Annotated in this window: 14 protein-coding genes; 7 read left to right on the top strand and 7 right to left on the bottom strand. The window is 68.0% G+C overall.

Features of this window, described 5'->3' with window-relative positions:
• Positions 1 to 79: 79 nt before the first annotated feature.
• Positions 80 to 1,408 carry a dicarboxylate/amino acid:cation symporter gene (locus ARC78_RS00460; protein WP_054659707.1) on the bottom strand — a complete coding sequence of 443 codons (1,329 nt, stop codon included), beginning with the start codon at positions 1,406 to 1,408 and terminating at the stop codon, positions 80 to 82.
• Positions 1,409 to 1,558: 150 nt separating this feature from the next.
• Between ARC78_RS00460 and ARC78_RS00465 the strand changes: the two genes are divergently transcribed.
• The 5 genes from ARC78_RS00465 (at position 1,559) to ARC78_RS00485 (ending at position 6,346) form a co-directional block, all read left to right on the top strand.
• Positions 1,559 to 3,268 (top strand): alkaline phosphatase, encoded by a 1,710-nt coding sequence (locus tag ARC78_RS00465; RefSeq protein WP_057505488.1) that lies wholly within the window; start codon positions 1,559 to 1,561, stop codon positions 3,266 to 3,268.
• Between the two features lie 223 nt (positions 3,269 to 3,491).
• A complete protein-coding gene (locus ARC78_RS00470) occupies positions 3,492 to 3,821 on the top strand; it encodes a hypothetical protein (protein WP_054659705.1) in 330 nt (109 codons plus the stop codon).
• A gap of 66 nt (positions 3,822 to 3,887) precedes the next feature.
• Positions 3,888 to 5,186, top strand: coding sequence for a tRNA lysidine(34) synthetase TilS (tilS, locus tag ARC78_RS00475; RefSeq protein WP_057505489.1), 1,299 nt, complete (start codon positions 3,888 to 3,890; stop codon positions 5,184 to 5,186).
• Between the two features lie 31 nt (positions 5,187 to 5,217).
• The gene (locus tag ARC78_RS00480; RefSeq protein WP_054660940.1) at positions 5,218 to 5,478 is read left to right on the top strand and encodes an exodeoxyribonuclease VII small subunit; all 261 of its coding nucleotides are present in this window, start codon (positions 5,218 to 5,220) and stop codon (positions 5,476 to 5,478) included.
• Positions 5,468 to 6,346, top strand: a complete 879-nt coding sequence (locus tag ARC78_RS00485) for a polyprenyl synthetase family protein (RefSeq protein ID WP_057505490.1) — start codon at positions 5,468 to 5,470, stop codon at positions 6,344 to 6,346. The genes ARC78_RS00480 and ARC78_RS00485 overlap by 11 nt, the downstream gene beginning before the upstream one ends.
• Positions 6,347 to 6,411: 65 nt before the next feature.
• Here the strand turns inward: ARC78_RS00485 and ARC78_RS00490 are convergent, their stop codons facing one another.
• Together ARC78_RS00490 and pmbA are read right to left on the bottom strand one after the other, a co-directional pair.
• On the bottom strand, positions 6,412 to 6,789 hold the full coding sequence (locus ARC78_RS00490; RefSeq protein WP_054660612.1) for a DUF4870 domain-containing protein: 378 nt from the start codon (positions 6,787 to 6,789) through the stop codon (positions 6,412 to 6,414).
• Between the two features lie 82 nt (positions 6,790 to 6,871).
• Positions 6,872 to 8,239, bottom strand: a complete 1,368-nt coding sequence (pmbA, locus tag ARC78_RS00495; protein ID WP_057505491.1) for a metalloprotease PmbA — start codon at positions 8,237 to 8,239, stop codon at positions 6,872 to 6,874.
• Positions 8,240 to 8,304: 65 nt separating this feature from the next.
• Between pmbA and yjgA the strand changes: the two genes are divergently transcribed.
• Positions 8,305 to 8,892, top strand: coding sequence for a ribosome biogenesis factor YjgA (gene yjgA / locus ARC78_RS00500; RefSeq protein ID WP_054660944.1), 588 nt, complete (start codon positions 8,305 to 8,307; stop codon positions 8,890 to 8,892).
• Between the two features lie 71 nt (positions 8,893 to 8,963).
• Here the strand turns inward: yjgA and tldD are convergent, their stop codons facing one another.
• Genes tldD through ARC78_RS00520 form a run of 4 tightly spaced genes read right to left on the bottom strand, consistent with a single transcriptional unit; the run spans position 8,964 to position 16,402 of the window.
• Positions 8,964 to 10,409: a metalloprotease TldD gene (tldD, locus tag ARC78_RS00505; protein WP_057505492.1), complete on the bottom strand. Its 1,446-nt coding sequence runs from the start codon at positions 10,407 to 10,409 to the stop codon at positions 8,964 to 8,966.
• Positions 10,410 to 10,457: 48 nt separating this feature from the next.
• A complete protein-coding gene (locus ARC78_RS00510; RefSeq protein WP_057505493.1) occupies positions 10,458 to 14,273 on the bottom strand; it encodes a YhdP family protein in 3,816 nt (1,271 codons plus the stop codon).
• Between the two features lie 39 nt (positions 14,274 to 14,312).
• Positions 14,313 to 15,803 carry a ribonuclease G gene (gene rng, locus ARC78_RS00515; protein WP_054659472.1) on the bottom strand — a complete coding sequence of 497 codons (1,491 nt, stop codon included), beginning with the start codon at positions 15,801 to 15,803 and terminating at the stop codon, positions 14,313 to 14,315.
• Positions 15,804 to 15,808: 5 nt separating this feature from the next.
• The gene (locus tag ARC78_RS00520) at positions 15,809 to 16,402 is read right to left on the bottom strand and encodes a Maf-like protein (RefSeq protein ID WP_057505494.1); all 594 of its coding nucleotides are present in this window, start codon (positions 16,400 to 16,402) and stop codon (positions 15,809 to 15,811) included.
• A gap of 132 nt (positions 16,403 to 16,534) precedes the next feature.
• On the opposite strand from ARC78_RS00520, the gene ARC78_RS00525 reads away from it, so the two are divergent.
• Positions 16,535 to 17,272: an SIMPL domain-containing protein gene (locus tag ARC78_RS00525; RefSeq protein ID WP_054659470.1), complete on the top strand. Its 738-nt coding sequence runs from the start codon at positions 16,535 to 16,537 to the stop codon at positions 17,270 to 17,272.
• The last annotated feature ends 99 nt before the right edge of the window (positions 17,273 to 17,371 follow it).

A 17,371-nucleotide genomic window follows, 5' to 3' on the forward strand; every position in this document is an offset into this window, starting at 1 on the left:
CCGCGGCAGGATGGCACCGGTGCCGTTCACCGCGGCGCATCGTCAGGGGCAGCAACAGGGCCGCGAGACCCGGCCACACTCAGCCGTGCGGCTTGCCACCGGCATCGGATGCCACCGGATTGAGCGCGGCGTCATAGACCTTCTGGTCCAGCAACCCGGTTTCCTTGGCCACGATCACCGGCACCACCATCTGTCCGGTGACGTTGGTCATGGTGCGCATCATGTCCAGGATGCGGTCGATCGCGTACAGGTAGCCGATCGCCTCCAGCGGCAGGTTGGCCGCACTCAGCACCACCGTGGCCATCACCACCGCCGTACCAGGTACGCCGGCGGTGCCGAAGCTGCCCAGCACCGAGGCGATCATCACCACCACGTACTGCTCCGGGGTCAGCGGCACGCCCGTGTACTGGGCGATGAACACCGCGCACAGTGCCGGGTAGATCGCGCCGCAACCGTCCATCTTGATGCTGGCGCCCAGCGGCACCGCGAAGGACGCGTAGTCCTTGTTGACGCCGAGGTTGTCGGTGATCGAACGCATCGCCACCGGCATCGCCGCAAAGCTTGAGGAAGCCACGAATGCCACCTGCATGCCCGGCGCCGCGCCCTTGAAGAACTTCAGCGGGTTGAGCCCGTGGGCCAGCAGCAGGCTGCTGTAGACGATGAGGATGTGCAGCGCGCAGGCCACGTACAGCGCCAGCACGAAATTACCCAGGGGCAGCAGCTTCTCGAAGCCGTAGCTGCCCACCAGCCCGGCGATCAGGCCGAAGGTGCCCAGCGGCGTCATTTCCAGCACGAAGCGGGTGACCTGGATCATGATGTCGCTCATCTGTCCGACCAGCTTGCGCGCCTCGGTCACCTTCTCGCCGAGTTTCACCATCGCAAAGCCGAGCAGGCCGGCGAAGAAGATCACCGGCAGGATCGAGCCACGCCCGGCGGCCAGCACCGTCTCGCCGGCCGCATTGACCCGCGTACCGATGCCGGCCAGCGCGTAGAACACGTTCGAAGGCACGACATCCATCAGCACCTTGGCCACCGACGGCACATCGCGCGGGGTGTAGGCGCTGTCCACGGCCAGCTTCAGCCCGCCGGTACCCGGCTGCATGATCGTGCCCACCGCCAGCCCGACGCATACCGCCAGCGCGGCGGTGACGATGAACCACAGGAAGGTACGCCCGCCCAGCGCGGCGACCGACTTCTGCCCGTGCAGCGAACCGATGGCGTTGATCACCGCGAAGAACACCAGCGGTACGGCGATCATCTTGATCAGGGTGACGTACAGCTCGCCCAGCGGTCCGAACCAGGTTTCCGCTGCCGGCCCCATCAGCCAGCCCGCCAGCGCGCCGAGTGCGAAGCCTGCCACCACGCGTTGCCAGAACGGAATCCGCAACCAGGCAGAGACCAGCTTCATATCGTAGATCCGGGTGCTGTTTCAGGGAGTGGCACCATAACGCAGGCGGCCGCCAGGAACGATGCCCTGACGGAAAAGCTGCGTGTCATCGGCGCGACTTTTCACAGCCGTCATAATGGGCGCTTGTTCATGTGAGTCCCGATCATCGCCATGTCACGTGTCACGCCTCTGTTTTGCGCCGTCTCGACCCTGCTGCTGGGCGCCTGCACCAGCCTGTCGCCTTCCACTCCGGCCAGCCCGGCCGCGGTGTCGGTGGACGTCCCCGCCATTGCCCATCCGACCGGCGAGACCCCGCAGTGGTGGTACCGCAGCGGCGCCGCCCGGGCCGCCGCCAACGGCGCGATGGCTGGCAAGGCCAAGAATGTGATCCTGTTCCTGGGCGATGGCATGAGCCTGACCACCGTCGCCGCCGCACGCATCCTGGAAGGCCAGCGCAACGGCAATCCGGGTGAAGAGAACCTGCTGTCCTGGGAGCAGTTCCCGGCCACGGCGTTCAGCAAGACCTACAACACCGATTCGCAGACCCCCGATTCGGCCGGCACCATGACCGCCATCACCACCGGCGTGAAGAGCCACATGGGCGCGATCGGCGTCAGCGCCGGCAGCCGCAACGACTGTGCCGACAGCCTGGACAAGGAACTGCTGACCTGGCTGCAGCTGGCCGACAGCGCCGGCATGGCCACCGGCATTGTCTCCACCGCCCGCCTGACCCATGCCACCCCGGCGGCCACCTACGCCCATTCGCCCGACCGCAACTGGGAGAACGACACCCACCTGCCCGAAGCCGCCAAGGCTGCCGGCTGCACGGATATCGCCCAGCAGCTGATCGCCACCGCCCGCTATGGACGCGGTCCGCTGGTGGCATTGGGCGGCGGCCGTGGCCAGTTCACCACCGTCAACGAACAGGATCCGGAGTATGCCGACAAGGTCGGCCTGCGCCTGGACGGCCGCAACCTGGTGGCCGAATGGCAGGCTGCGCACCCGCAGGGCGCCTATGTCTGGAACGCCGACAAGCTCAAGGCTGCGGCCCGTGCGCCGGCGCTGCTGGGCCTGTTTGAACCGGACCACATGCAGTACGAGGACGACCGCGCCAAGGACCGTGGCGGCGAGCCGTCGCTGGCCGAGTTGACCCGCGCCGCCATCGCCAATCTTTCCCAGCACCAGGAAGGCTTCGTGCTGATGGTGGAGGGCGCACGTATCGACCACGCCAACCACAGCGGCAATGCCGCACGCGCACTGGGCGACACCATCGCCCTGTCCGATGCGGTCAAGGCCGCGGTGGCCGCCACCTCGGCCGAGGATACCCTGATCATCGTCACCGCCGACCACTCGCACACGCTGAACTTCGTCGGCTACCCGGCGCGCGGCAACGCGATCCTGGGCAAGGTCAAGGACAAGGGCGGCGAGGACGGCACCGGCGGGCTGGACCTGGCCCGTGACGGCCTGGGCCTGCCCTACACCACGCTCACCTACGCCAACGGCCCGGGCTATACCGGCGCCAGCAACCAGCAGCCGGCCGGGCCGAAGAAGTTCCCGCACTCGCCCAGCAGCTTCGAAGCCGCCCTTGGCCGCCCGGACCTGACCCACGTCGATACCGAGCACGTGGACTACATGCAGGAGGCGCTGGTGCCGTCCAAGAGCGAGTCGCACGGCGGCGAGGATGTCGGCATCTGGGCGCGCGGCCCCGGCAGCAAGGCGGTGCGCGGCACGCTGGAGCAGAACACCCTCTACCACCTGATCGTGCAGGCCACCCCGCGTCTGCGTGAACGCCTGTGCGCGGCCGGCACCTGCGATGCGCAGGGGGTGCCGGTGCAGCTGCCGCAGCCGAAGAAGTTCGAGCGCCAGGCCTCCGCCAAGTGACTCCCGCGCGGCGGTGTTTTTCCCACCGCCGCGCCCTCACCGCCAGCGCGCTGCTGGCGGTGCTGTTTTGCCCAATCGGGCTGGCCGCCAACGGCAGCTGCCACCCGCTCGACCAGCACGACCAGCACGGTCTGCCCCGCTGAACGGCTGGCGACAGATCGCACCCGGACAACGGGAAATATCGCCTGCGGCACTGGCCCGGCTGGATTACGACGACAACGGCTTGGCCGTCCTGGTGGCCGGCCGGCAGCACCACTACGTGCGCCGCGACGGCCGTTTTCTGCCGGTCATCACCGGCGACAACGGCCCGGACTACGTCAAGGAAGACCTTGTCCGCGCGGTGGTCGGCGGCAAGCTGGGCTACTACAACGAGCGATTGCAACCGGCGTTGGCTGCACATTCCGACCGGGGTTTTCCGTTCAACAGCGGTGTTGCCGAAGTCTGCAACGGCTGCCGCGACAATGAGCCGGATGCCAATGGCCACCACGCCCTGGTTGATGGGCAGCGTTTCCGTATCGACCGGCAGGGCAAGCGCCTGACGAGCATGCGCTAGTCCGCGCGCACGGCGCCGTCATACGAATTGCGATCGCCGCACCTCGCGCCGATACTCGGCACCGTCATGAATCCGCTCTCCTCCTCCCTGCTCGATGCCGCCGCCGATGTTCCTGTGCTGGTCGGTTTCAGCGGCGGGCTGGACTCCACCGTATTGCTGCACCTGCTCGCCCACGCCCCCGGCCGTGCGCCCGGCAGCCTGCGCGCGGTGCATGTGCACCATGGGCTGCAGGCCACGGCTGACGACTGGGACGCGCACTGCCGGCGGATCTGCGCGCAATGGAACATCCCGCTGCAGGTCGTCCACCTCGAGGTTCCCCGTGACGGGGGTGAAGGACTGGAAGCGGCCGCACGCAAGGCACGCCATGCCGCGTTCGAACGGCTGATGGCGCCGGGCGAATGGCTGGCGCTGGGACATCACCAGGACGACCAGGCCGAAACCTTCCTGCTGCGCGCGCTGCGCGGCTCCAGCGTGGACGGACTGGCGGCAATGCGTGAGCGCCGCGGTTTCGGCAAAGGACAACTGTGGCGGCCGTTGCTGCATGCACCGCGCAGCGCGCTGGAAAGACATGCCCGGCAGCATGGCCTGCGCTGGATCGAAGACCCGAGCAACGCCAGCGACCGCTTCGACCGCAATTTCCTGCGGCTGCAGGTGCTGCCGCTGCTGGCGCAACGCTGGCCCCACGCCGCCGCAGCACTGGCCCGCAGCGCCGCCCTCGCCGCCGAGGCCGAAGGCCTGCTGGCCGCACAGGACCGGCACGAACTGCAGACCTGCCAGAGGGAAGACGGCAGCCTGTCGCTGGCCCGGCTGCGGGACCTTTCGGCAGCGCAACGTGCGCGGGTGCTGCGCGCCTGGGTGGTCCAACAGAACCTCCCGCCGCTGCCCGGCAACGGGGTGCGGGCGATCGAACAGCAGCTGCTGTCGGCGCGGGCGGACGCACAGGCCAGCTTCGCCTGGCAGAACGTGCAGATCATCCGCTGGCGTGAGCAGCTGCATCTCCGCCGCCCCGCTACGCCATGGCCGGCCGGCTGGCAGCGGCAGTGGGATGGGGCCGCGCCGTTGTCCCTGCCTGATGGTGGAACCTTGCACCTGCATGGCACGCAGGGTTTCGCCACACCGCTGACGGTACGGACGCGCCAGGGCGGCGAACGCATCCGGCTGCCCGGCCGCACACATTCCCATGCACTCAAACAGTTGCTGCAGGAGTCGACACTGCCTCCGTGGCAACGCCCGTACCTGCCGCTGCTGTGCACCGGCGATGAAGTGCTCGCCGCCGGTGACTGCCTGATCTCCGACACCCTGCAGCACTGGCTGGAGGTGAACCAGGCCACCTTGCGCTGGCAACCGGCCGGCGGATCGAATTGACCCCACCGGCCGTGCCGCTCACACTTTGGCCATGCCCAAGAAGTCCCCCAACGAAATCTCCCCGGTCGCCCACTTCGAGCAGTCGCTGGAAGAACTGGAGCAGCTGGTCGAAAAAATGGAAGCCGGCGACCTGAGCCTGGAACAGTCGCTCGGTGCCTACGAGCGCGGCGTCGGCCTCTACCGCCAGTGCCAGCAGGCGCTGGAACAGGCCGAACTGCGCGTGCGCCTGCTGAGCGATCCGGCCCAGCCGGAAAAGTCCGAACCTTTCGATACCGCCGGCAATGACGACTGAGGCCCTGTTCACCCGCTGGCTGGCCCGTACCGAACAGCAACTCGACACCGCGCTCCCCGATCCGGACACCACCCCGTACGGGCTGCATCGCGCCATGCGCTATGCGGCACTGGGCGGCGGCAAGCGCATGCGGCCGCTGCTGGTCTACGCCGCCGGGCAGCTGTTCGATGCCGACGAAGCCCTGCTGGATGCGCCGGCCGCAGCGGTGGAGCTGATCCACGCCTATTCACTGGTGCATGACGATCTGCCGGCGATGGACGATGACGAGCTGCGCCGCGGCCGCCCGACCACCCATATCGCCTTCGACGAGGCCACTGCCATCCTGGCCGGCGACGCCTTGCAGACCCGCGCCTTCGAACTGCTGGCCCGGGCGCCGCTGGCCCCGGCGCTGGCGGTGGATTGCCTGCGCACGCTGGCCACCGCCTCCGGTGCGGCCGGCATGTGTGGCGGCCAGGCGCTGGATATCGACGCCACCGGCCAGTTGCAAACGGTGGCCGAGCTGGAGCGCATGCATGCACTGAAAACCGGCGCGCTGATCCGCGCGGCCGTGCGCATGGGCGCGTTGTGCGGCGGTGCCGGCCAAACCGACCTGGCCACGCTCGACACGTTTGCCAACGCCCTGGGACTGGCGTTCCAGGTGCGCGATGACATCCTCGATGTGGAAGCCAGTTCCGAGCAGCTGGGCAAGACCGCCGGCAAGGACCAGGCCCAAGACAAGTCCACCTTCCCGGCGCTGCTGGGCATGGACGGCGCCAAGGCCCGCCTGCAGACGCTTTCTTTGCAGATGGACGAATGCCTGCAGGGCTACGGCGAAGGCGCCAGCGCGCTGGCCGCATTGGCACGGCTGACGGTGCAGCGCACCCACTGAACCCACAGATCGCCCCACAAAAAAGGCCCGGAATTTCCGGGCCTTTTCGTTTCACCTTGCGCCGGTTACTTGATCAGGCGGATGGCGAACGGGTAGCGGTAGGCTTCGCCCCGGTTGGCGGCCAGACCGGCCAGGATGCTCAGCACGATGCAGGCGACCCACGCGGCGAAGTTGATCAGCATGCCGATCAGGATGACCGTCAGGATCGTGCCGATGATGTACACCCCGGTCAGCGTGATCTGGAAGTTGAGGGCTTCCTTGGACTGGTCGGTGAGGAACGCCTTCTCCGGCTTGTCCTTGTTCACCAGCCACACGATCAGCGGCACGATGAACCACAGCACGATGCCCGACAGATGCACCAGCATGGCAAGCGTGTTGTCATCGCCCTGCGCAGGGCTCGACGGCGGCGGCGGCGGAGTGGTGATGTTGTCGAAGTCGCTCATTGCGTTCCCCTTATTCCTTTGTTGGATTGTTGTGTCCGGCGGCAGACCGGAGTCGGTCCACGCCGCTCACCGACAGGATACGTCAATCGTTACCGGCAACCGTCATTTTCCCCACCAGGATCGAGCCGGTGGAGACATGCGAGCGCGGGTCGACGTCGCTGCCCACCGCCTCGATGCTGGCAAACATCTGCTTGAGGTTGCCGGCGATGGTGATGCCGTCCACCGGATAGGCGATCTGGCCGTTCTCCACCCAGAAACCGCCCGCGCCGCGCGAGTAGTCGCCGGTCACGCCATTGACGCCCTGCCCCATCAGCTCGGTCACCAGCAGGCCGGTGCCCATCCCCGCCAGCAGGGAAGCCCGGTCACCGGCGTTGGCGGCGACCTTGAGATTGTGCACGCCGCCGGCGTTGGCGGTGGTGGTCAGCCCCAGCTTGCGCGCCGAGTAGCTGCTCAGGATGTAGCGCTGCAATATGCCGCCGCTGACCAGCGCCGAATCGCGGGTGGCCACGCCTTCGCCGTCGAAGGCACACGAGCGCAGGCCGCGACGCAGCAGCGGCCGCTCGTCGATGGCGAACCAGTCCGGGAACAGCGAGGTGCCGGCGCTGTCGAGCAGGAAGCTGGCACGGCGATACAGCGCGCCACCGGAAACCGCACTGAGCAGGTGGCCGATCAGCGAGCGCGCCATTTCCGCACTGAACAGCACCGGCACCTCGCCGGTCGGCAGCGAACGCGGCTGCAGCCGGGCGACGGTGCGCTCGGCGGCCCGCCGGCCCACAGCCGCGGGATCTTCCAGGTCTTCCCGGGCGATAGCACTGGTGTACCAGCCGTCACGCTGCATGCCATCGCCCTGCCCGGCAATCAGCGCGCAGCCGATGGAATGGTGGCTGCTGCGCTCGCGGCCGATGAAACCGTGCGAGTTGGCGTACACCGACAGGCTCTGCGCGGTCGCCGCCGAAGCGCCGTCGGAATTGCTGATCCGGCCATCGGCCTGGCGCCCGGCCGCCTCGCAGGCCAGCGCCAGATCCACCGCCTGCTCGGCGCTGAGTGCCCACGGGTGCCAGCCGTCCAGGTCCGGGAACGCGGTCGCCATCAGCCCGGCATCGGCCAGGCCGGCGGCCGGGTCGTCCTCGGTATGGCGGGCGATCGCGCAGGCCTGCGCCACGGTGGCCTCCAGACTGGACTCCTGCAGGTCGGCGGTGCTGGCGCTGCCCTTGCGCTGGCCGAAGTACACCGTCACCGCAATGCCGCGGTCATGGGTGGACTCGACGGTCTCCACCTCGCCCAGGCGCACATTCACATCCAGCCCGCGTTCCTCACTGCAGCTGACCTCGGCCTGGCTGGCGCCCATGGCGCGGGCCTTTTCCAGCAGGCGCTGGGAGATAGCGGCCAGCTGTTCCAGGCGGGGCAGGCTGTCGTCGATGCCGGCGGCATCGGTGGTAATGGCGTTCAATGCTTTATCCTGTCGATAGTTATGGCCCTGCGCGAGGCGGGGCGAATGTAAGGATGTGGAAGACGATGCGCGGACGCGACGAAGAAACCGGTGAATTCCTGGGCGAAAGCCGCAGCCAGAACCGCCGTGAGGCCCTGGAGATACTTGCCCTGGGCGAAACCCTGGTGGACCTGACGCCGGCACAGCTGGCGCGGCTGCCGATCCCCGAAGACCTGCTGCCGCATATCGAATACAGCAAGCGCATCACCGCCCATGGCGCGCGCAAGCGCCAGCTGGCGTTCCTGGCCAAGCACATGCGCCGCGAGGATGAAGCCACGCTGCAGGCCATCCGTGACGCGCTCAGCGCCAACAGCGAGACCTCGCGCCGGGAAGTGGCGATGATGCATCGCATCGAGCGCTGGCGTGAGCGCCTGCTGGCCGAGGGCGACAGCGCGCTGGGCCAGCTGCTGGACGAATACCCGCAGGCCGACCGCCAGCAACTGCGCACGCTGCTGCGCAATGCGCAGGCGGAAAAAGCCAAGAACAAGCCGCCGCGCGCGTTCCGCGAGATCTTCCAGGTGTTGCGCGGGCTGATGCTGCCGGCAGTGATTGGCGGCGCGACTGCGGCCCACAGCGACGATGACGGCGAGCTCGAGGACGACGCGCAGGACTGAGCCCGCCGCAGGCTGCCGGCATCCACCGGCAGCCGCTGCGCTCAGCGTCGCAGGCATCATCGGCGTCCCGCTCAGGCCTGGGTACCGCCCACGGTGATGCCCTCGATCAGCAGCGACGGCTGGCCCACACCCACCGGCACGCTCTGGCCGTCCTTGCCGCAGATGCCGACGCCTTCATCCAGCGCCAGGTCGTTGCCGATCATGCGCACCTTCTGCATGGTTTCCGGGCCGTTGCCGATCAGCGTGGCGCCCTTGACCGGCGCGGTGATCCTGCCGTCTTCGATCAGGTAGGCCTCGGTCGCCGAGAACACGTACTTGCCGCTGGTGATGTCGACCTGGCCGCCGCCGAAGTTGACCGCGTACAGGCCCTTTTTCACCGAGCGGATCATTTCCTGCGGGTCGTGGGTGCCGGCGCGCATATAAGTGTTGGTCATGCGCGGCATGGTCATGTGCGCGAACGATTCGCGGCGGCCATTGCCGGTCGGCGCCACGCCCATCAGCCGCGCATTGAGCGTGTCCTGCATGTAGCCGACCAGGATGCCGTCCTCGATCAGCGTGGTGCACCGGGTGGGCGTGCCTTCGTCGTCGATGTTCAACGAACCACGACGCCCGTCCAGGGTGCCATCATCGACGATGGTCACCCCCGGTGAAGCCACCCGCTCGCCAATACGGCCGGCATAGACGCTGGTGCCCTTGCGGTTGAAGTCGCCCTCCAGGCCGTGGCCGACCGCCTCGTGCAACAGCACACCCGGCCAGCCCGGGCCCAGCACCACGGGCATCACCCCGGCCGGGGCCGGAATCGCCTCCAGGTTCACCAGTGCCTGGCGCAGCGCCTCGCGGGCGAAGCTTTCCGGGCGCTCACCGGCAAACAGTTCTTCATAGCTGTATCGGCCACCACCGCCGGCATAACCGGATTCGCGGCGGCCCCCCTGCTCGACGATGACCTGCACATTCAGACGCACCAGCGGCCGCACATCGGCCGCCAGTACGCCGTCGCTGCGCGCGATCAGCACCGTGTCCACGCCGCCGGACAGGCTCACCATCACCTGCTGCACGCGCGGATCGGCCGCACGCAGGTACTGGTCCAGGCGCTTGAGCACCTCGACCTTGGCTTCGTTGCCGATGCTGTCCACCGGGTCTAGCGCCGGATACAACACACGACCGCCGCCGCTTACCAGCGGGCGCACGTTCTGCGCGCCGCCCTCGCGGGAGATCGCCCGGGCCGACTGCGCCGCCGCCAGCAAGGCGGCCGGCTGGATATCGTCGGAATAAGCGAAACCGGTCTTCTCGCCGGAAATGGCCCGCACACCCACGCCCTGCTCGATGGAGTGGGCGCCGTCCTTGACGATGCCGTCTTCCACGCTCCAGCTTTCACGCCGCGAGTGCTGGAAATACAGGTCACCAAAATCGATGCCCGGCCCCAGCAGGGTGCCGAAGGTGCGCTCGAGGCGGTTGGCGTCCAGCCCGGCCGGCAGCAGCAGGCGGGACTCGGCAAGCGTCATTACGTTATCAGTCATGTCATTCCAGATGGGGGCTTGGGCGCGGTTCGCAAGCCGATGCGGGGATCACGGAGAGCCGCGGTTGTCGGGGCTGACCAGCGGCGGCGGTACACGCGGCGCCTCGCGCTCGACCACATCCACGGTGGGATCTTTCCATGGCCCGGTGACTTTGTAGGTCTTGGCACCGATGGTTCCCAGCGGCTTGCCGAGCACCGCGTTGGCCGCAGCACCGACCGCCGCGCCAATCGGCCCGGCCGCCACCGCGCCGACCACGGTCAGCAGGTTGCCCGAACGCGGATTCACATCGATGGTCTGGTCGAACTGCTGGCTGCGCAGGTCGGTCTGGCCCCGGATGGTGATGTCCGCCGCCGGTCCTTCCATGACGATCTTGTCGGTACGCGCCACACCGTCGCCGAAGCGCACCTGGCCCTCGACGCGGTTGAACGCCAGACCCTTGGAATAGAAATCGCGGAAATCGAACATCAACCGGCGGGGCAGCTGGGCCACGCTGAGCAGGCCCAGCACCCGCCCGGCGCCCGGTTCAACTTCCAGCAACTGGCCGTTGCGGGCGTCCAGACTCAGCGAGCCCTCCAGCGCGGCCAGCTGGAACGCCCGTGGCGCCCCCGGCCAGCGGGCATCGAACCGCACCTGGCCCTGGCCGGCGCGCAGCTGCCCGCCATAGCCCAGGTTGTCCATCAGCCCGCCGAGATTCTCGCTGTCCACCTGCACCGCCACGTGCGTGTGCGCCTGGGCGCCGATGCCGCGCCACTGGCCTTCCACATCGATCGCCTGTTTGGGGGCGCGGAACTGCAATTGCTCGACCTTCAGGCCATCGGCCAACGGCCGGGTCCGCAGCACCGTCCGGCCCAATGCGGTCCTGCCGACGCGCAGGTCTTCGATATCCAATGCCAGCGGCGGGATATTGGCCGGATCGAGCGGATCGGCGGCCGCGCCAGCCTCGCCCATACCCGCGGCTTCCTGCCAATGCACCCGCGCCAACTGCCCGCGCACGGTGCCGCCCCGGCCATCGGGCACCGTCAGCGTGCCGGCCAGTGCCGGTCCGTCCAGCTGCACGCCGATGACGCCCGGCTCGGGCCGTAAACGCAGCCGGGTCTGGTCGAAATGGCCGCCGATCAACAACAGCCGCTCGGCCAGCACATCCACCTGGTTCAGCGCCAGCCCGGCGCTGTCCGCGTCGCCGCCGCTGCTGCCGCGCGCAAGGGCGATCCACTCCAGCGCGTCCAACGCCGGTGTGCGCCCGCTGACCACCAGGCCCTCGGCCGGCGGCTCACGGTCCACCCGATCGCTGCCCATCGTGACCTGCACGCCGGTCTTGCCATTGTGGGTGCGCGCGGCCAATGCCAGACGCTGGCCGAAAGCGACTTCAGTGATGCCGCTGCCCAACGGCAGCGCCGCCGACACCGTGGTGCCCAGCGCTTCGGCCGCCGGTTTGTCCAGCGGTGCCGGGAACTGCAGGCGCGTGCCCTGCAGCGCCGAACGCAACGTCAGCCGGGTCGGCGGCACGGAACGGTTGCCGGGCGCACCCTTCGGCAAGGTGACTCCGATCGTCCACTGCGAGGTGCCCTGGATATAGGGCCGGAGCCAATCCAGCTCGGGCGCCCGGTCAAGCAGATCGCTGGCGCTCAGCGCCGCCGTCAGCTCGGCCTCGAACGCATGGGCCGGATCGCGCACCGGCGCGCCGGCGCGCAGCGTCAGCAGGCCATCACGCTCCCTGTGGCGCACCGCCAGCGCCGGCGCGTCAAAGCCATTGCCGCCGTAACTGGCCGTGCCGCGCACATTGTCGAACTTCAGATCCCACCGCTTGTCAGCCAGACTGGCTCCGCGCAGTTCCACCTCGCCGGCAAGCCGGCCCGCGCCGCCGCGCAGTGGCTGCAGCAGATCGAAGGTCACACTCGCCGGTCCGGACACTGCTAGGTTGTCCAGGGTTTCGCCGTAGCTGGCCTGCAGCGGACTCTTGCGCAGCATCGCCAGCAGGTGGCTGCTGTCATCGACGGTACGTGCGGCCACATGCAGGCGCGACTCGCGGAAATCGGCGATCCCGGCCTGGAAGCTGTCGATCTTCACCCCGGCCAGCTCGCCCTTGCCCTGCAACGCGAAACCGTTGGCGATAAAGGCGATGTCGCCATCCACGCCATTGATGAGCGGCCAATCGCCAGCGAAGCGGATCGCCCCCTCATCGATCCGGCCACGCGCCTCGAAGCGACCGTTGTGGCCATTGAACGGCCAGTCGTCCATGTCACCTACCGCCAATGCGATGCCGTCGCGCAGGTGACCGTCGACCAGCGCCGCGTCCAGCCACGCCACCGCCGTCTCACTCATACGCGAGCGCACCCAGAAGCGCTTGGCCACGGTCATCGGCACATCGTCCAGCTTGGCCGCCAGGTTGATCCATGGACGGGTGCGGTCACCCTGGAACCACAGTCCGCCACGCAGATCGGCCGCATAATCGGTGCCCTGCACACGCAACGCCGGCGTGCCCACCTGCCAGCCATCGCCTTCGCGCCAGCCCACCAGCTGCCCACGCAGTTTCAGCTCGTGCGTGACGCCAAAGCCGGTGGGCCAGTCGAACTTGACCGTGCGGTCCGGCAGCAGCGTCAGCGCCACCGCCTGGCCATCCCCTTCGAAATGCCCGCGCAGACCACTGAGCCCCGGGCTGCCGCCGATGGCATCGAATGCCGCCTCTTCCAGCTCGCCACGGCCCCGCAGCGCGCCGCCGCGGTGGCCGGCGATGCTCACATCCGAAAACCGCAACACCGGGCGGGCGCGATGCAGCCACTGACGCAGGGGCGGAGAGAGCTGTTCACCCAGTGCGGCCACGCGCAGCAATGGCGTGACATCGATCTGCTTGCCCTGCAGGGCGAAATCGTTGCCGCCGGCCAACAGCAGACCATCGAGTGATTGCATGCGCCCTTCCGAGGCGATGCGCAATTGCGGCGCGTCCAGCCGCCAGCCGCCCTCGATCTGCCTCCAGCGCGCGCGTGCCTGCACCCGGTGCAGAAATGTGGAAGGCGCCTTCGTGCCTTCGCTGAACGGCGCTCCGGCCAGTAGCAGCCCGTTGAGGTCGGCATCGACCGTCACCGACACGACCTTGTTGTCACGGACCTGCAGCCAGCCCCGCGCCGCGCCTGTCCCCTGCTGGACACTCACCCCGGCAAAGCGCAGCAGCGATGACCAGGCCGACAGATCGGCCGGCGCGGCCGCCAGCCACGCCTGTCCATCGCCCTGCTGCCGGTCGAAATCCAGCACCGCGGTCACCGGCGGCGCCGCGGTGTCGATCCAGCCCTTGGCGCCGGCACGCAGCCGCTGGCCGTCCACCCGCAGGCGCAGATCGATACGCGGAATCTCGGTCGCCACGCCCAGCGATGGCGCATCCACGCGCAGGCGGCCGCCGATCACCTGCAACTCGCCCAGCCGCCGCAGGGTTTCCAGCGGGTCGCCCCCGTTGCGTGCACTGGGCAGCCCCTGCACGGACCAGCGGCCGTCTTCGGCGCGCTGCAGGGTCAAGGCAAGGCCGCGCAACCGCAGCTCGGTCAGCGGCGCACCCGGCAGCAGCCCCGAATACAGCGCCACCAGCACTTCGGCCTGGCCCACCCGCACCCCTTCGCCCTGGCCGATCCGCAGGCCGTCAAGCCGCAGCAGCGGGCCGCGACGGGTCCAGCGGGTGTCCAGATGCTCGAAGGCCACCGGTTGCCCGGCGCGCGCGCTCAACCATGCGGCGACCTTGTCCGGGTGGGACTGCACCAGCGGCAGCAACTGGCTGAAGGTGCCCACCAGCAACGCCACGCACACCAGCGCCAGCGCCAGCGCGTACAGCACATGGCGTCGCAACCGACGCAGACGGTGGCGCAACAGCGTGGTCATCAGGCCACGCCGTCCTCCTCGACGGGGATCAGGACTATGTCAGAGCAACACGACATCGAACTGTTCCTGCAGGTACTGGTCATCGGCTTGGAAGCGGATGCTCTTGCCAAGGAACTCCTCCAGCTCGGCCACCGCCGCGGACTCCTCATCGGTGATGCGCGCCACCACTTTGCTGGAGGCGATCACCAGCAGTCGCGCGGCCTCGAACAGGCGCACGGCACGGGTGATCTCGCGGAAGATCTCGTAGGTCACCGTTTCGGTGGTCTTGATGCTGCCGCGACCGTTGCACTGCGGACAGGTCTCCGACAGCTGGCGCTCCAGGCTTTCCACCGTACGCTTGCGGGTCATTTCCACCAGACCCAGCGGCGAGAAGTCGTAGACGGTGGTCTTGGCATGGTCACGGGCCAGCGCCTTTTCCAGCGTGCGCAGCACCTGGCGGCGGTGCTCGGCGTCATCCATGTCGATGAAATCGATGATGATGATGCCGCCCAGGTTGCGCAGCCGCAGCTGTCGCGCCACTGCCTGCGCCGCCTCCAGATTGGTGCGGAACACGGTTTCTTCCAGGTTGCGCTGGCCGACGAAGGAACCGGTGTTCACATCGATCGTGGTCATCGCCTCGGTCTGGTCGATCACCAGATAGCCGCCGGATTTGAGCGGCACCTGCTTGTCCAGCGCGCGGCCGATCTCGTCCTCGACCCCGAACATGTCGAAGATCGGGCGATCGCCGGCGTACAGCTCCAGCTTCTCGCCGAGCACCGGCATGTACTTGGCCACGAACGCCTGCAACTGGGCGAAGGTTTCCTTGGAATCGACCTTGACCTTGTCCACATCCTTGCGAATCAGGTCGCGTACCGAGCGCAGTGGCAGGCTCAGGTCTTCATAGATGGTGCTGCAGGACGGCACTTCGCGACCGCGCCGCTCGACCACCGCCCAAACCCGCGAAAGATAGGAAATATCTTCAGCCAGCGCCTCGGCCGGCTGGCCTTCGGCATTGGTACGCACGATATAGCCGTAGCCGCCGTGCTGGGCGGAGATCTCGGTGACCAGTGATTTCAGGCGTGCGCGCTCGGCGTCATCCTCGATGCGGGCGGACACGCCCACCATCTTGGACTGCGGCAGCAGCACCAGGTAGCGCGAGGGAATGCTGATCTGGGTCGTCAGGCGCGCGCCTTTGGTGCCGATCGGGTCCTTGACCACCTGCACCACGATATCCTGGCCGTCACGCAGCAATTCCACGATCGGCACCGAGGACGGCAGCGGCAGAGTGGGGGTGGTTTCCTCGGTATCGGCGGTGACCGGCGCCGGTCGCACCACGTCATTGGCGTGCAGGAAGGCCGCGCGCTCCAGGCCAATCTCGACGAAGGCGGCCTGCATGCCGGGCATCACCCGCTGCACCTTGCCCTTGTAGATGTTGCCGACCACACCACGGCGCCAGCCGCGCTCGATGTGCAGCTCCTGCAGCATGCCGTTCTCGATCACCGCCACGCGGGTTTCGCGCGGGGTGACATTGACCAGAATCTCTTCGGACACGTCCTTCATTCCCCCTTGTCCATGGAATCGTCCGCCCCTGCGCCGAATTCGCGCAGCAGCTCCCCTGTCTGTTGCAATGGCAAGCCCATCACGCCGGAATAGCTGCCGGCCAGATGGCTGATGAAGCGCTCGGCGCCGCCCTGGATCGCGTAACCGCCGGCCTTACCCATCGGCTCGCCACTGGCCACGTAGCCGGCGATCTGCGCCGCGCTCATGGCCGCGAACGTCACCTCTGAACTCACCAGCTGGACCCGCTCGCGCCCGTGGGCGACCAGCGCCACCGCGGTCATCACCCGGTGCGTGCGCCCGGCCAGGGACGCCAGCATCGCTGCCGCATCCGCCGCATCCACCGGCTTGCCGTAGACCCGGTCGCCCAGTACCACCTCGGTGTCCGAGCCCAGCACGACCGCATCCGTATCCTGCGCAACCAGCGCCAGACCGGCGCGCGCCTTGTCCAGCGCCACCCGCCGCACGTAGGCTTCGGGGGTCTCGTCCGCGCCGCGGACTTCCGGCACCTCCAGATCCAGCGCCCGGAAAGGCACGTCAAGCCGCGACAGGAGTTCGTTTCTGCGGGGGGAGCGGGAGGCAAGATAGAGCATCGAAGAAGGATAACCTGCGCGGCCTGACTGAATGATCGGCGAAGCAAGGAAAGCCATCCAAACCCCGACACGGCTCACTACCCGTTCATCGCCCTGCGTTCACCTTTCCGGTCCAATCCAAGGAGGATCACCATGCGCCACACCGCCCTCGCGCCACTGCTGCTGTCCCTGTCACTTGCCCTGGGAGCTTCGATGTCCGCCCATGCCCAAACCGTGCCCACCGTGGTGGCCAGCGATGCCACCTTGCTGAACATCTCCGCCCAGGCCGAAGCGCGCCGGGTGCCGGACGTGGCCACGCTGTCGGCCGGCGTGGTCACCCAGGCCGCCGACGGCAACACCGCCATGCGCGAGAACGCGCTGCAGATGGACAAGGTGATGGCTGCGATCAAGGCGGCCGGCATCGCCGAGCGCGATATCCAGACCAGCGGCATCAACCTCAGCCCGCAGTACCGCTACACCGAGAACGAAGCACCGAAGATCACCGGTTACCAGGCCAACAACACGGTCAGCCTGAAGGTGCGTGACATCACCAAACTGGGCAAGGTGCTCGACAGCCTGGCCGCCCAGGGGGCAAACCAGATCAACGGCCCCAGCTTCGAAATCGACCAGCCCGAGCCGGTCTATGACGAAGCCCGCCTGGCCGCCCTGAAAAAGGCACAGGCCCGCGCCGAGACCTATGCCAAGTCGCTGGGCCTGCGCGTGCGCCGCATCGTCAGCATCTCCGAGGGCAGCCAGGGCGGCTTCCGGCCCATGCCGATGATGGCCATGGCCGCTGGCCGCAGCGCCAAGGCCGAGATGGATACCGCCGTGTCGCCGGGTGAAACCACGGTCTCGGTGAATCTGGATGTGGTGTTCGAACTGGGACGCTGATCGGCACCCGGCGCATCACCAACAACGGCGCCTACGGGCGCCGTTGTTGTGTGCGAGGCCGGCAAGCGCCATGCGTATATGTGCCACGGGCACCCGTCC

It is taken from the genome of Stenotrophomonas pictorum JCM 9942 (genome assembly GCF_001431585.1).
Classification (GTDB): domain Bacteria; phylum Pseudomonadota; class Gammaproteobacteria; order Xanthomonadales; family Xanthomonadaceae; genus Stenotrophomonas; species Stenotrophomonas pictorum.

Coding starts and splice junctions, on each gene's coding strand:
- ARC78_RS00460 (WP_054659707.1), bottom strand. CDS start 1,408: ATGAAGCTGGTCTCTGCCTGGTTGCGGATTCCGTTCTGGCAACGCGTG.
- ARC78_RS00465 (WP_057505488.1), top strand. CDS start 1,559: ATGTCACGTGTCACGCCTCTGTTTTGCGCCGTCTCGACCCTGCTGCTG.
- tilS (WP_057505489.1), top strand. CDS start 3,888: ATGAATCCGCTCTCCTCCTCCCTGCTCGATGCCGCCGCCGATGTTCCT.
- ARC78_RS00480 (WP_054660940.1), top strand. CDS start 5,218: ATGCCCAAGAAGTCCCCCAACGAAATCTCCCCGGTCGCCCACTTCGAG.
- ARC78_RS00485 (WP_057505490.1), top strand. CDS start 5,468: ATGACGACTGAGGCCCTGTTCACCCGCTGGCTGGCCCGTACCGAACAG.
- ARC78_RS00490 (WP_054660612.1), bottom strand. CDS start 6,789: ATGAGCGACTTCGACAACATCACCACTCCGCCGCCGCCGCCGTCGAGC.
- yjgA (WP_054660944.1), top strand. CDS start 8,305: ATGCGCGGACGCGACGAAGAAACCGGTGAATTCCTGGGCGAAAGCCGC.
- tldD (WP_057505492.1), bottom strand. CDS start 10,409: ATGACTGATAACGTAATGACGCTTGCCGAGTCCCGCCTGCTGCTGCCG.
- ARC78_RS00510 (WP_057505493.1), bottom strand. CDS start 14,273: ATGACCACGCTGTTGCGCCACCGTCTGCGTCGGTTGCGACGCCATGTG.
- ARC78_RS00520 (WP_057505494.1), bottom strand. CDS start 16,402: ATGCTCTATCTTGCCTCCCGCTCCCCCCGCAGAAACGAACTCCTGTCG.
- ARC78_RS00525 (WP_054659470.1), top strand. CDS start 16,535: ATGCGCCACACCGCCCTCGCGCCACTGCTGCTGTCCCTGTCACTTGCC.